The organism is Kitasatospora sp. NPDC093550 (assembly GCF_044764985.1).
GTDB lineage: Bacteria > Actinomycetota > Actinomycetes > Streptomycetales > Streptomycetaceae > Kitasatospora.
In genome coordinates this window covers 18,036-30,747 of record NZ_JBIWJF010000003.1, presented here as the reverse complement: position 1 = coordinate 30,747, position 12,712 = coordinate 18,036, and the positions used below count along the sequence as shown (strand labels likewise).

General features: G+C 74.6%; 13 protein-coding genes. 7 read left to right on the top strand and 6 right to left on the bottom strand.

The window, feature by feature from the left end; all coding sequences use genetic code 11:
- Nucleotides 1-58: 58 nt before the first annotated feature.
- On the top strand, nucleotides 59-1,375 hold the full coding sequence (locus tag ACIRD3_RS05585) for a diaminopimelate decarboxylase (RefSeq protein WP_402212058.1): 1,317 nt from the start codon (nucleotides 59-61) through the stop codon (nucleotides 1,373-1,375).
- Between the two features lie 102 nt (nucleotides 1,376-1,477).
- Here ACIRD3_RS05585 and ACIRD3_RS05580 read toward each other — a convergent pair whose 3' ends face one another.
- Nucleotides 1,478-3,322: a PQQ-binding-like beta-propeller repeat protein gene (locus ACIRD3_RS05580; protein ID WP_402212056.1), complete on the bottom strand. Its 1,845-nt coding sequence runs from the start codon at nucleotides 3,320-3,322 to the stop codon at nucleotides 1,478-1,480.
- Nucleotides 3,323-3,413: 91 nt separating this feature from the next.
- Nucleotides 3,414-3,788, bottom strand: a complete 375-nt coding sequence (locus tag ACIRD3_RS05575; RefSeq protein ID WP_402212053.1) for a hypothetical protein — start codon at nucleotides 3,786-3,788, stop codon at nucleotides 3,414-3,416.
- 234 nt (nucleotides 3,789-4,022) lie between these two features.
- On the opposite strand from ACIRD3_RS05575, the gene ACIRD3_RS05570 reads away from it, so the two are divergent.
- Nucleotides 4,023-5,204 (top strand): serine hydrolase domain-containing protein, encoded by a 1,182-nt coding sequence (locus ACIRD3_RS05570; protein ID WP_402212050.1) that lies wholly within the window; start codon nucleotides 4,023-4,025, stop codon nucleotides 5,202-5,204.
- A gap of 260 nt (nucleotides 5,205-5,464) precedes the next feature.
- Nucleotides 5,465-6,649, top strand: a complete 1,185-nt coding sequence (locus ACIRD3_RS05565; RefSeq protein WP_402212048.1) for a damage-control phosphatase ARMT1 family protein — start codon at nucleotides 5,465-5,467, stop codon at nucleotides 6,647-6,649.
- 64 nt (nucleotides 6,650-6,713) lie between these two features.
- On the opposite strand, the gene ACIRD3_RS05560 is transcribed toward ACIRD3_RS05565, so the two are convergent.
- Nucleotides 6,714-7,271, bottom strand: a complete 558-nt coding sequence (locus ACIRD3_RS05560; protein ID WP_402212045.1) for a hypothetical protein — start codon at nucleotides 7,269-7,271, stop codon at nucleotides 6,714-6,716.
- Nucleotides 7,272-7,404: 133 nt separating this feature from the next.
- On the opposite strand from ACIRD3_RS05560, the gene ACIRD3_RS05555 reads away from it, so the two are divergent.
- Nucleotides 7,405-8,169 (top strand): maleylpyruvate isomerase family mycothiol-dependent enzyme, encoded by a 765-nt coding sequence (locus tag ACIRD3_RS05555; RefSeq protein ID WP_402212043.1) that lies wholly within the window; start codon nucleotides 7,405-7,407, stop codon nucleotides 8,167-8,169.
- Between the two features lie 281 nt (nucleotides 8,170-8,450).
- Here the strand turns inward: ACIRD3_RS05555 and ACIRD3_RS05550 are convergent, their stop codons facing one another.
- Complete coding sequence (locus tag ACIRD3_RS05550; RefSeq protein ID WP_402212040.1) at nucleotides 8,451-9,026, bottom strand: hypothetical protein; 576 nt, start codon at nucleotides 9,024-9,026, stop codon at nucleotides 8,451-8,453.
- Between ACIRD3_RS05550 and ACIRD3_RS05545 the strand changes: the two genes are divergently transcribed.
- Both ACIRD3_RS05545 and ACIRD3_RS05540 read left to right on the top strand, forming a co-directional pair.
- Nucleotides 9,025-9,189, top strand: a complete 165-nt coding sequence (locus ACIRD3_RS05545; RefSeq protein ID WP_402212038.1) for a hypothetical protein — start codon at nucleotides 9,025-9,027, stop codon at nucleotides 9,187-9,189. The two genes, ACIRD3_RS05550 and ACIRD3_RS05545, sit on opposite strands and share 2 nt — an antisense overlap.
- An 81-nt stretch (nucleotides 9,190-9,270) precedes the next feature.
- Nucleotides 9,271-9,903, top strand: a complete 633-nt coding sequence (locus ACIRD3_RS05540) for an AAA family ATPase (protein ID WP_402212035.1) — start codon at nucleotides 9,271-9,273, stop codon at nucleotides 9,901-9,903.
- Nucleotides 9,904-9,946: 43 nt separating this feature from the next.
- On the opposite strand, the gene ACIRD3_RS05535 is transcribed toward ACIRD3_RS05540, so the two are convergent.
- Complete coding sequence (locus ACIRD3_RS05535; protein ID WP_402212033.1) at nucleotides 9,947-10,600, bottom strand: hypothetical protein; 654 nt, start codon at nucleotides 10,598-10,600, stop codon at nucleotides 9,947-9,949.
- A 374-nt stretch (nucleotides 10,601-10,974) separates the two neighbouring features.
- On the opposite strand from ACIRD3_RS05535, the gene ACIRD3_RS05530 reads away from it, so the two are divergent.
- Complete coding sequence (locus ACIRD3_RS05530; RefSeq protein ID WP_402212031.1) at nucleotides 10,975-11,931, top strand: SDR family NAD(P)-dependent oxidoreductase; 957 nt, start codon at nucleotides 10,975-10,977, stop codon at nucleotides 11,929-11,931.
- A 144-nt stretch (nucleotides 11,932-12,075) separates the two neighbouring features.
- Here the strand turns inward: ACIRD3_RS05530 and ACIRD3_RS05525 are convergent, their stop codons facing one another.
- On the bottom strand, nucleotides 12,076-12,708 hold the full coding sequence (locus ACIRD3_RS05525) for a hypothetical protein (RefSeq protein WP_402212850.1): 633 nt from the start codon (nucleotides 12,706-12,708) through the stop codon (nucleotides 12,076-12,078).
- Nucleotides 12,709-12,712: the final 4 nt, after the last annotated feature.

Sequence of the window (12,712 nt, the reverse complement as noted above, 5' to 3'; positions counted from 1 at the left end):
AGTCTGGAGGTACGGCCGAGACGAGCACCACCGGGACGACCACACGGAGCGTGTCACCATGGCGAACCCCCAGCCGACCGCCCTGTACGGCCCCGAGCGCCGTGAGCTGATCCTCCGCGCGGCGGTCCGCGAGGGGCTGCTGGACCCGGAGGAGGCGCGGCTCGCGGGCTTCCTCGACCTGGACGCCGTGGCGGCGACCGTCGACTCGCTGCACCGCGCGTTCGCCGGCCCGGCCGCGGTGCTGCACGCCTTCGCGGCCAAGGCCAACTGCCTGGTCCCGGTGCTGGCGCGGCTGCGCGCCCTGGGCATGGGCTGCGAGGTGGCGAGCCCGGGGGAGCTCGCCCAGGCGCTCGCGGCGGGGTTCGAGCCGGGTCGGATCGTCTTCGACTCCCCGGCCAGGACCCGCCGCGAACTGGCCCGGGCGCTGGAGCTCGGGGTGGCGGTCAACGTCGACAACTGGCAGGAGCTGGCCCGGGTCGACGAGCTGGTGACGGCGAGGCGGACCGGCGCCACGATCGGGGTGCGGGTCAACCCGCAGATCGGCGTCGGCGCCATCGGGCCGATGAGCACGGCCACCGCGACCTCCAAGTTCGGCATCGCGCTGTCCGACGACGACAACGCCGGGCGACTGGTCGCCGCCTTCCGGGACCGGCCCTGGCTCGGCCGGCTGCACTGCCACGTCGGCAGTCAGGGCTGCTCGGTGGACCTGATGGCGGAGGGGGTCGCCGCGACCGTCGCGCTCGCCCGGAGGATCAACCGGGAGCTGGGCCGCCGCCAGGTGGTGGGCCTGGACATCGGCGGCGGCCTGCCGGTCGACTTCACCGGCGACCGGATGACCCCGGACTACCGGGAGTACGTCGAGCGGCTGCGGGCGCACGCGCCGGCCCTGTTCTCCGGCGAGTTCGGGCTGGTGACCGAGTTCGGCCGCTCCGTGCTGGCCAAGAGCGGCTTCACCGCCGCGTACGTGGAGTACACCAAGACCGCCGGCGGGCGGGCGATCGCGATCACCTCCGCCGGGGTGCAGGTGGCCACCCGGACGGTCTTCGCGCCCTACTCCTGGCCGCTGCGGATCACCGCGCACGACGCCGCCGGAGCGGCCAAGCACGGGGACCCGGTCGAGCAGGACGTGGCCGGCCCGGCCTGCTTCGCCGGGGACCTGGTCGCCGAGGCCCGGCCGCTGCCGCCACTGGCACCGGGGGACCTGGTCGCGCTGCTGGACACCGGGGCCTACTACACCTCGACCCCGTTCTCCTACAACAGCCTGCTGGAGCCCGCCGTGCACGGGGCCACCGTCACGGGCGACGGGCGGGTGCGCTTCGAGACGCTGCGCCGCGCGCAGACCGTCGAGGACCTGCTGCGCCGCACCGGCGGCTGAGCCCGTCCGCCGTGCCGACGCCCCCTCCGCCCACGTCGACTGATGCGGCATCAGGAAGACCGAACCGTCGGCGACCGCCACTCCGTCGTCAGTCGTCAGCCGTCAGGCGATCCGCTGCCCGCGCTGCCGCCGGGCGGGGCGGCGGCCGGTCAGGGCGTCGACCGCCAGCACCGTGCCCCGGGAGGTGGTCACGTACACCACGCCGTCCGCGTAGACCGGGATGGCGGCCGGGGCGTCCAGGACCCGCCGCCAGTGCACCCGGCCGGTGGCGGGGGCGATCCGCAGCAGCACGCGGTTGCGGGCGCCGGTGGCCACCCAGGCGTTGCTGCCGCTGACCGTGAGGGCCGTGGCCCCGTTCGGGCCGCGCAGGTACCAGCGCCGGGCTCCGGTGGCCCGGTCGAGGGCGTGGACGCCGGTCTGGAAGTCGCCGATGAGGAGCAGGTCGTCGGCGATGGCCGGGCTGTGGTCGATCGCGGTGCCACCGACCTCGGCGCCCCAGTGCTGCCGGCCGGTGGCCGCGTCGAAGGCGTGGGCCAGGCCGCCGCCGGTGCCGAGGTAGACGGTGCCGTCGGCGACGCTCGGTGAGCAGAGGGCGAGGTAGCGCTCGGCGTTGTCGTCGTACCAGACCCGCCGGCCGTCCTCGGTCCGGTAGGCGCCCAACTGCCCCTTGACGCCGGTCACGTAGACCAGGTCCCCGGCCACCGTGGCCGCGGAGCAGGAGCCGTCCCGGAGGTGCTCCTGCCATCGCCGCCGGCCGGTGCGGGCGTCGGTCGCGATCAGGGTGCTGGAGGGGGTGTGGCGCAGCGTGAACATCGACGTGGTCACCGTGTAGACCACGCCGTCGGCGACGGTCGGGGCGGAGGAGGTGCCCACGCGGGTGTTCCAGCGCTCGACGCCGTCGGCGGCGCCGAGCGCGCGCAGGACGCCGTCCTTGCCCATCACGACGACGGTGTCGCCCTCGACGGCGGGGGTGAGCGTCAGCTCGGCCTGGGCCTCGTGGATCCAGCGCGGTTCTCCGGTCCGCGCGTCCAGGGCGTAGCAGCGCTGACCGGCGGTCTGGTAGACGGTGCCGCCGCAGACGGTGGGGGCCGAGCGCGGGAGGACGGGCAGCCGGACGCTCCACGGCAGGAAGCCGGCGGGTGCGGGGGCCTCCGGGTAGACGCCGGTGTGGGCGGGCCCACCGCGGTACATGGCGCTCGGGCCGCTCACCACGGGCTCGTCGGCGCCGGGCTCCTCGCCGGGCTCCTCGCCGGGCTCGTCCCGGCCCGGCGCCCCGGCAGCGGCGGCCGTGTCCGTCGGCGCGGGGAGCCGCTCGCCCCACAGGGCCGGGTCGGCCAGCTCGACGAGCCGGACCAGGGAACGCAGGACGGGCAACGCCTGTTCGCGCGTCGCCGCCGGTTCCGGATCGCCGACGTGGCAGAGCCAGCGGTCGTCCACGCGCCACTCCAGCCAGCGCCGGTCGTCGGCGTACTCCCGGACGGCGGGGGTCAGCAGGCGTGCGGCCGCGCCCGGGTCGGTGGTCTCCACCAGGTGGACGGCGTCGTACTCGGCCTCGCCGCTCTCGTACAGGTGGCGGCCGGGTGTCCGCTCGACCTGGCGCCGCAGCAGCGGTAACAGCGTGTCGACGGCCAGCGTGTGCCGGGAGACGGCCACCAGCGGGAGCGGGCCGGGCAGCTCGACCAGGTGGACGGTGCGTATCTCGCCGTCCGGTCGGCCGCCGACCCAGTCGAACACGGTGACCCGGTGTCCGTCGAGCATCCCGGTGGCCGCGAACCGGCCCCGGGCCCCGGCGTCCCGGTCGCCGGAGGGCACCGCGTCGCGCCAGCGCTCGGCCAGTTCCGGGCTCTCCTCGGAGAAGTCCCAGCCCTGGTCGGCCGCCAGGCGCTGCCGTTCCGTACGGCGCCGCCGCAGCCCGGTCCGTCCCGCCCCGAATCCCCAACGACTCATGCACTGCCTCCAGTTGTGAGGCTACGAACCGTACCGCGCGCGGCGGACACCCCGGTGGCCCCGGAGGGTCGTCACGCCGGGACGGCCTCCCTCACAGCGGGGCGAGGACGTCCTGGTGCACCTCGTCCAGGACGAAGCCGTTGTCCCAGCGGACCCGGACCGTCACCCGCTTCCCGCGCTCCCGGTACGCCGCCCACGCCGGTTCCAGCGCGGCGATCTCCGCCTCCAGGCGTTCCCGGCTGGCCGTCGGCATGGTGTGCCCGTAGTCCTCGAAGAGCGCCTTGAGCCGCTGGTACTCGCGGACCTCGTGGCTCTCCGGCAGTTCCCCGTCCACCCGCTCGACGGTGCCCTCGATCCCGGCGCCGAGCGAGAGGAGCCCGACGACGGCCCGGTGCTCCCCGGCGACCGCCTCGCCGATCCCGAGGTCCTCGGCCAACCTGACTCGTCGGCCTTCCTCCAGGGTCATCCGTCCGCTGCCTCTCCGTCGATCGACACCGCCGGCGCCCTCGGCCCGCGGTCCCGGCCATTATCCGCCGGGCCCCTCCCGGTCGAGCGGGCGCCGCCACCACCCGCGCGCCCGATGGCCCACCCCACCCCTCGGTACGGTTCCGTCCCGGGCCGGGAACCATGGGGACCGGTCGTCGAGTTGAACCCCGTGGCGGCCGCAGTCGCGCGCCGGGAAGCGAAGTGGGGGCGTCCGATGGAGACCGGTACAGCACCGGACAACCCGGCGCAGCGGCGCGTCGAGGCGGTCCTGGCCGAACTGACCGCCTCCGGCGCGGAGACCGGCGTGCAGGTGGCCGCCCGGCTGGACGGCGAGCTGGTCGTGGACGCCTGGGCGGGGACGGCCGACCCGGCCGACGGGAGGCCGATGGGGCCGGACACCCTGGTGCCGGCCTGGTCGACCGGCAAGGGCGTGGCGGCGGCCCTGGTCGCCGTGCTGGTGGACCGGGGGGTGCTGGCGTACGAGGCGCCGGTGGCGCGGTACTGGCCGGAGTTCGGCGCGGCGGGGAAGGAAGGGGTCACGCTCGGGCACGTGCTCACCCACACGGCCGGGCTCCCGCACCTCCCGGCGGACACCACCCCCGAGCGGCTGCTCGACCTGCCCGCCATGGCCGACTGGCTCGCCGGTCAGCGCCCGCGCTGGGAGCCCGGCAGCGCCATCGGCTACCACGCCTGGACGTACGGCCTGCTGCTGGCCGAGATCCTGCGCCGCGCCACCGGGCGCACCTGCGACCGACTCCTGCGCGACGAACTGGCCGGCCCGCTCGGCATCGCCGACGACCTGCTCTTCCACACCCCCGAGCACCTGCTGCCGCGCCTGGCCACCTGCCAGGACGGCGGCTGGGCGGCGCGGCTGCGGCGGATGCCCGCCGGTTCGCCGTTCTTCGACTGCGTCCCGCGCGGGGTCCTGCCCGTGGCCGAGCTGGCCGCCCGCGCCGACGTCCGGCGCACACCGCTCCCCGCCAACGGGACGATGACCGCCCGCGCCGCCGCCCGGCTGTACGCGGCACTGGCCCGCGGCGGAGAGCTGGACGGCGTCCGGCTGCTCTCGGCGGCCACGCTGCGGGCGGCGACCACCGGCTGTGCGAGCGGAACGGACCGATCGCTGGGCATCCCCTGGACGATGGGCCGCGGGTTCGTGGTCGGTGACAGCTCGTCACCCCCGGTGCGCCCGCCGGGCGGCTTCGGCCACAGCGGGTCGGGCGGCAGCACGGCCTTCGCGGACCCGGCGACCCGGTTCTCCTTCGCCCTGGTCAAGACCCGGATGACCCTGCCCGGCCTGGACGCCCGACTGGTCGCCGGGATCCGCACGGCTCTGGGCCTCCCGGCACCGGGCCCGGTCGCGCCGGACCCCGCGGAGCGACCCGGAGCCGGGTGAGGCCCGGCGCCTTCCCGGTGGTCCCCCGACGGGTGTCAGGCGAGTCAGGGCGCGGCGGTGGTCGACAGCCCGCCCACGGCGAAGCCGTGCGTCCGTGCGGCCGCCTGGTCGAGCGGTACGTGCCGGATCCCACGGGCGGGGGACTCCGGGGTCGGCGGTGCCCTCCGTCCGCACGCTCCCGCGTAGGGTCGGCTCGGCGGCGGCCCGCCGCCGCCCGCGGGCCGTGCCCGAGGACGACGAGAGAGAGCCGAGCCCCCACCGTGCCGAACGCGCCCGTGATCCGCAGCGACGTCCCCGGGTCCTTCGCCTGGGGGGTCTTCCACGAACGCCACCCCGAGCTGGTCCGGCGGGTCCTCGCCGCCCTGCCGTACGGTCCCGCCGAGCGGGACGCGGTCGAGCGGCTGCTCGTCGAGAGCACCGTCGGCGTGCTGGAACCGCTGGGCGCGGACGCGCGGAACGAGCAGGCCGCGCAGGACGCGGAGCAGTGGCTGGCCTGGGGCGAGGGCCTGTGGGGCAGGCCGTGGGGCGAGGCACCGTTCCTCTGGGCGGAGAGCTACTTCTACCGCCGGCTGCTGGAGGCCACCGGGTACTTCCGGCCCGGCGCCTGGCAGGGTGTCGACCCGTTCGCGCCGTTCAAGGCGGCCGAGCTGGCGGGGGCGGCGGTGGACGAGGAACTGGCGGTGCTGGGCGAACTCGACGGGCTGCCGCCGGCCCGGCAGGCGGACGCGCTGCTGTCCTCCGCGCTGTGGGGCAACCGCGCGGACCTCAGCTTCGGGATGACGGCCGAGCCGGGCGGGCCGGCCGCGTCCGACCTGGTCGCCGACGACAGGGCGCTGCTGTGGGCCGTGCTGGAGCGGGCGGCGGGCGGGCGGGTGTGCGTCGTCGCGGACAACGCCGGCCGGGAGCTGCTGCCGGACCTGGTGCTGATCGACCACCTGCTCGCCCGTGGCCTGGCGGCGCAGGTCGTCCTGTACGTGAAACCGCAGCCGTACTTCGTCTCGGACGCGACGATGGCCGACGTCCTCGCCGCGCTCGTACGCCTCCGCAGCGCGCCCTCGCCCGCCGCGGCAGCGGTCGGCGAGCGGCTGTGGCGAGCCATGGGCGACGGCGCGCTGGTGGTCCGCACCCACCCGTTCTTCTGCGCGCCGCTGCCGTTCCACGAGCTGCCCGCCGACCTCCGGGCCGAGTTCGCGGGCGCGGCCCTGACGGTCGTCAAGGGCGACCTCAACTACCGCCGCCTGGTCGGCGATCGACTCTGGCCGCCGACCACCCCGTTCACCGAGGTGACGGGGCATTTCCCGACGGCCGTCGCCGCGCTGCGGACACTGAAGTCGGACGTGGTCGTCGGCGCCGACGCCGCCACCCTCGCCCGGCTCGACGGCACCGGTGCCCCGTGGCGCACCAGCGGCCGCCACGCGGTCGTCCAGGTCGACGCACGGTCGTAGCCGCGCCCCGAGGGCCGGCGCCCGTCAACGCGGCGCCGGCCCCGTGGTCCGGGGACCCGGCCGGTCAGCCGAGCAGGGTGCCGCGCTCGCGGGCCAGGGCTTCCAGGCCGTACCGGGCCACGTGCTCCGGGCTGTCGAGGTCGATCGTGCGGATGCCCGCGGCGGCCAGCCGTTCGTTGATCTCGTCGAGGTGCTGCTGGACGAGCTGCTTCTCGGCGTCGGTGGTGCGGCCCTTGTGCGGCTTCCCGGCGTGTTCGAGGCTCGCGTAGTTGACCCGCTCCTTGGCGCCGGCCGGCGCCGCGGCCTGGCCGGGGATCGCCGGGGTGACCCGCTTGGCCGTGCGCAGGACCTCGGCCATCGGGGTGGCCGAAGCCAGCCGGTCGAACGCCTCGGCCTCCATCACGACCGTCTCCGGCCCGTCGGCGTCGGGGTAGTGCAGCTCGACCGTCACCAGGTCGAGCGCCAGCTCCTCCACCGCCGTCAGCTCGCTGCCGAGCGCCTCGATCTCGACCGGCCCGTCCTCCAGGTCGGGGTGCTGGCGGACGACGATGCGCACCAGGTCGTCGTCGTTCTCCACGTGCGTACCGGTCAGGTCCGAGAACCGGATGATCTTCTGGCCCATCTCTACCTCTCATGGCGGCGGTGATCAGGCGAGAGCCTACGCCCGGTCCCCTCCGCGGTCCGGACCGCGGTAGGGACCGCCGCGGGGGCTAAATCGAGTGCGAGCGTTCCGGTCCCGGTGATACAAGGTCTGCGTGACTGAACCTCTCTCCTTCCCCACCCTGCTGCAGATGATTGACGAGCGGTCGGCCGCGTTCCGCGCCGCCGTCGCCACGGCCCCCAGCCTCGACGCCGACGTCCCGTCCTGCCCGGGCTGGACGCTGTACGACCTGGCGAACCACCTCAGTGAGGGTGACCGCTTCTGGGCCCACATCGTGCGGAACACCGCGCCGGGCGACGAGCGGCCGAGCAAGGACGGGCTGGCGGCGCCCAAGGAGCGTGAGGCCCTCATCACCTGGCTGGCCGACTCGACGGAGCAGCTGCTGACCGCTCTGCGCGAGGCCGGCCCGGACCGGGGCTGCTGGGCCTGGTGGGAGCCGCTGGCCTCGCCGCACACCGTGGCCGCCGCGGCCCGCCGCCGCGTCCCGGAGTCGTTGATCCACACCTACGACGCCCAGCTGGCCGCCGGTGCCCCGCAGGAGCTGCCGACGACCGAGGCGGTCGACGCCATCGAGGAGTTCCTCGCCACCGTCTGCACCGTCACGGTCCCGTGGCCGGGCGAGCCCGCCACCATGGACTACCACGCAGCCGAGGCCGGCTCCTGGCGCCAGACGGTGGACGCCGCCGGTTCCCGCTTCACCCGCCTCACCGCGGCGGAGGCCGCCGAGAGCAAGCCCACTGCCGCCGTCTACGGCACGGCGAGCGAGATCGCCCTGCTCATGTACATGCGCATCCCGGCCGACTCCCTGCGGACGGAGGGCGATGCCGACCTGCTCCGGCAGCTGCAGGACTGGGGCTGAGAGGACACTCGTTTCGGAGAGTCCGCGGGGTCGGATGATGGCTGCGGCGAGGCCGGCGACGGGGTCGGCCTCGCGTTCGTAGCGGCGGTGGAGCCGATCGAAGTCCTCGCTGGTCATCCGCAACCTTAAGGGTGCGAATCACGGCACAATCTCCTCCCGGAGGACGGTGACAAGCACGTCCGGTGGTTGGGATACTCGATCTATCCGCGGAGCAGAGCCGGACGCCCGACATCGGTGCGGCGCTCGTGCATCTCGTTGTGGAAGGCGGCCGGCCCGCCGGTCTACTCGACGTACGTGGTCATCAGCCCCGCCCCCGGGCAGCAGACGGTGTGCTCATCGGCGACCACCGTGAAGCAGCCGCCGCAGAGCCATGCCGTCTCGGGCTCCTCGGGTCCGGACACGGACACCTCGTTGTCACGCACCATCAACTGCCAGGAGTCCCAGGACTCCTCGCCCTGCGCGTCGATCACGCCGTCGAGGACGTGGTCGAAGGAGAAGTCCTCGAACCCGGGCTCACCTTGGGCATGTGCGCCGGCCTTGAGGAAGTGGTCGATCAGGTAGGCCATCCACTCGGGCGAGTGGTAGAACTTCTCGTGCTGGTTCCAGACGATCGCGGCCCCGTCGTCCGTGGGCTCCCAGTGGCACCACAGACCGGGTTGGCCCGCCGGTGGCGCGTTGTACGCGCGGATGTCCGCGTCGCGGCCCTGCCCCGCCCAGCCGGTGCCGTCGACGAAGTAGGGGCCGTTGTCACGGTCCATGCGCCTGGTGCCGGCGAACTTCCGAAGGTAGGCGATCTCCCGCCCGTTGAGCGGCGGCTCGACGGCGACCCGCCCGGTGAATTCCGTGGTGTACCCCATGCGCCGGATCGTAGCCACGCCCTCCGACACCCCGGCCCGCCCGCTGATCCTCCTCGACCTCGCCGGGCCTCCGCTGCCACCCCTGCCGGACGGGGTCGACGGGTCGTGGGTCGAGGTCCGTGTCGAGCGCGGCCGCGCCGCCGTCTGGCCTGTCGACGTCTGACCGCCGACGGGCGGTCGGCCACCACCTGAAGGCCGGCGGCCCGGGTGCCGCGCCGTACCCGCCCCGCGTAGGGTCTGGTGCATGCTCCTGTGGATCAACGGCCCGTTCGGCGGTGGCAAGACGCAGACCGCGCACGAGATCCGGCGACGCCTCGCCGGCAGCGTCATCTGCGACCCCGAGCACGTGGGCTTCGGTCTGCACCGGATGCTGCCGCCGGCACTGCGCGGGGACTTCCAGGACCTGCCCGCCTGGCGGCACGGCGTGTTCGAGGTACTGGACCGTGCGCTCACCGATCACGACGGCGTGGTGATCGTGCCGATGACGGTCGTCGAACCGGCGTACTTCCGCGAGACCGTCGGCCGGCTGCGCGAACGCGGCCACGACGTCCGGCACTTCGCGCTGCTGGCCGAACGCGCGACGGTGGTGCGGCGGTTGAGCGAGCGCGGCTTCGGGCACGCGGTGCGCTGGGTGGCCGGGAAGGACGCCCCGCTGCGCCGCGAGAGCTTCGCCCTGTCGAAGCTCGACCTGTGCCTGGAGCGCCTGCGCGGGGAGGAGTTCGCCCGGCAGCTGTGGACCGACCGGCTCACCGTCCCGCAGGTCGCCGACCACATCGCCACGACGTCCGGACTGAGCCTCGCCCCGAACACCGACAGCGCGATCCGGGGACGCCTGCGCCGGGCCTGGACGGGGGCCCGGCACATCCGCTTCGACTGAGCCCCCGGCCACCGCGCGGGACCGGGGGCGGGACGTCACACCGTCAGGCGGGGACGTTGCGGATGATCGCGTCCGTCAGCGGCGAGAGCTGTGCGGACAGTTCGTCGAAGTCCGCGACCCGACCGTCGGACCACTGGGCCTGGCCGACCAGCAGCGCGCGCCCCAGCCCCGAGAACGCCTGCACGCGGTTGCCGGCGGCGGCCAGCCGGGACAGGCCCGAGTCCTTGGACGGGAGTTGGACGGCGACCTGGAAGGACTCGGGGTTGGAGGCCAGGAAGGTGATCAGGTGCGGGATGTCGCCCTGGTCCTTCATGGTGAACAGCGCCAGGTTGTACTGGTTGCCCTCGGCGTCCCGGTACAGCGCCAGGCCGGCGCCGAGACAGCCGTGGCCCTGCGTGATCATCCCGGCGAGGGACGGCGCCACGGTGTTCGCGCCGGTGCAGGCCGGGAACGCCACGTTCGACACCAGTGAGTACCCCTGGACCTGCGCCGGGAAGACGGACAGCGGGATCGGCGAGGCCGGATCGTTCGGTGCCGCCGCCGGAGTGTCGAGCGGGGGCGGAACCGTGCGCGGCGAGGGCGCGGTCGGCGCGGGGGTGACCGGCACGGGAGGCGCGGCGACCGGTGCCGGGTCCGGGTCCGACGTCTGGAGCAGGTACGCCCCCGCGCCCGCGGCCACCACCAGAACAGCGGTCACCGCGGGGAGCAGCCGACGCCACGGCGACGGCCGCTCCGGCTGTCCCTCCGGCCGGCGCGCACCCTCGGCGGAACCCGGCTTTTCCACCGCGTTGTTCTTCTCAAACTCCCTGACGAACTCTTGCCACAGCTCTTCACCGGATTCACGCATGCTCACAGCCTCAACACCTTAGTGATCGTCACCACCGCGGGGAAGGTCGGCCCCCGTCGCCCCTGTCGCCGCTGTCGTCGGACCCCTGAGGTGCGGGCGCGCTGACGGCGGTCGGCGGGTGCGCGACCGTGATCTGTCGGTGAGATGCCGGTAGGGGCTGCGAGCTTGGGCGGGTCAGTGCTCCCCGTGAGCACACCGCCCCCGAGCGCAAGGAGCCGGTCATCGTGTCCTCCACCCCGCCCTCCCGGAGCCGTCCCTGGGACGTCCACCGGCTACCGTCCGCCGAGGACAGGACCGTCCTGGTCACCGGCGGCAACGCCGGGATCGGCTACTTCGTCGCGGAGCAACTCGCCGCCACCGGCGCCGTCGTCCTGCTCGGCAGCCGGGACTCCGCCAAGGCCGAGGCCGCCGGCGCGTCGATCCGCGCGCGCGTCCCCGGGGCACGGGTGCGGCACCTCCGGCTGGACCTCGCGGACCTGTCGTCCCTGGAGTCCGCCGTGGACGGGCTGAACCTCGGTCATCTCGACGCGGTGGTGCACAACGCGGGGGTCGCGCTCGACGACCCGCCGCGTCGGGAGACCGCGGACGGCCACGAGCTGATGTTCGGCACCAACCACCTGGGCCACTTCGCGCTCACCCGGTGGCTGGCCCCGCTCCTGTCCGCGGCGCCGAGCGGCCGGGTCGTCACGGTGGGGAGCTTCGCGGCACGCTCCGAGCGACTGGACCTGGACGATCTGCAGTCCACCCGGGACTACCGGCCCAAACGCACCTACGGCCGGTCGAAGCTGGCGCAGATGAGCTTCGGCTTCGAACTCGATCGCCGTCTGCGCGCCGGTGGCAGCACGGTCCTCAGCGTGGTGGCCCACCCCGGCGGCGCACTGGACTCCCTCACCCCGTCCCGCCCGACGCTGCCCAGGACGACCCCCGGCGAGCGGCTGCGGGCGCTGCCCGCGGGGATCCTGGTGCAGGGCAAGGACGCCGGGGCATGGCCGATCGTCCGTGCCGTCCTCGACCCCGGGGTACGGGGAGGACAGCTGTGGGGCCCGAGGATCTTCGGGCTGCGCGGCGCCCCACGGCCTGAGCCCGCACTCCCTCACATGACCGACCCGGCCGTCGCCGCCCGCCTGTGGGCCGCCAGCGCTGAACTGACCGGCGCCGACGCCCACCTCGGCTTCCGGTAGGGGCCGCGCCGACGGCTCGACGCTGCCGCATACGGTGGACGGGGCCCCACCGGCGACCCGGAGCGAACGGGCCGGGTCGCCGTCGCGTGCCGAGGCCGCAGGCCGAACGGGCGCTACGGGGCGCAGCCGAAGCCGGGCGTCGTGCTACGACGTCGACGGTACGGCGGGCAGCGGCAAGCCGAAGAGGCGGGCGAGGGCGGCGGTGACGGCGGCGGCGTGGTCGGGCAGCCGCGTGGCGGACCAGTCGGCCGCCAGCGCGAGGAAGTCGGTGAGATCGCGTTCGGCGTCGGCGAGCAGACGGCGGAGCTCCGTCACGGGCAGCTCGATCGTGGGGCTGTCGCTCCGGCACGCGTCGACGGTGAGCCTGACCGTTTCTCCGAAGCGCTCGGCAACCGGCGACACGGGATCGTGGCCGAACCAGAGGGCGTTGCCCTCGTCGAGGAAGCGCAGCCAGTCGCGCCAGTCCTCCAGGCCGTCGCAGCAGCCGGGCAGAAAGGTGACGCCGGTGGATTCGTCGATGACCCGCAGGCCGCCGGAGGCGAGGAGGGGGTCGAGGGTCAGCAGTCCGTGCAGGAAGGAGCCGAGCGGGTCGGCCGGCCGCGGCGGGCGGTCCTCGCCGGGGTCGGCGTCGTTCCAGGCGACGATGCCCATCACCGCCGTCCCCACCTCGGCGGGGGACAGGTCACCACTGAGGGGCAGGAAGTCGAAGCGCTCGACCTGGGCGACGGGCCAGAGGTCGAAGCCGTCGGAGGCGCGCACCTCCACCACGGGCTGCATCACG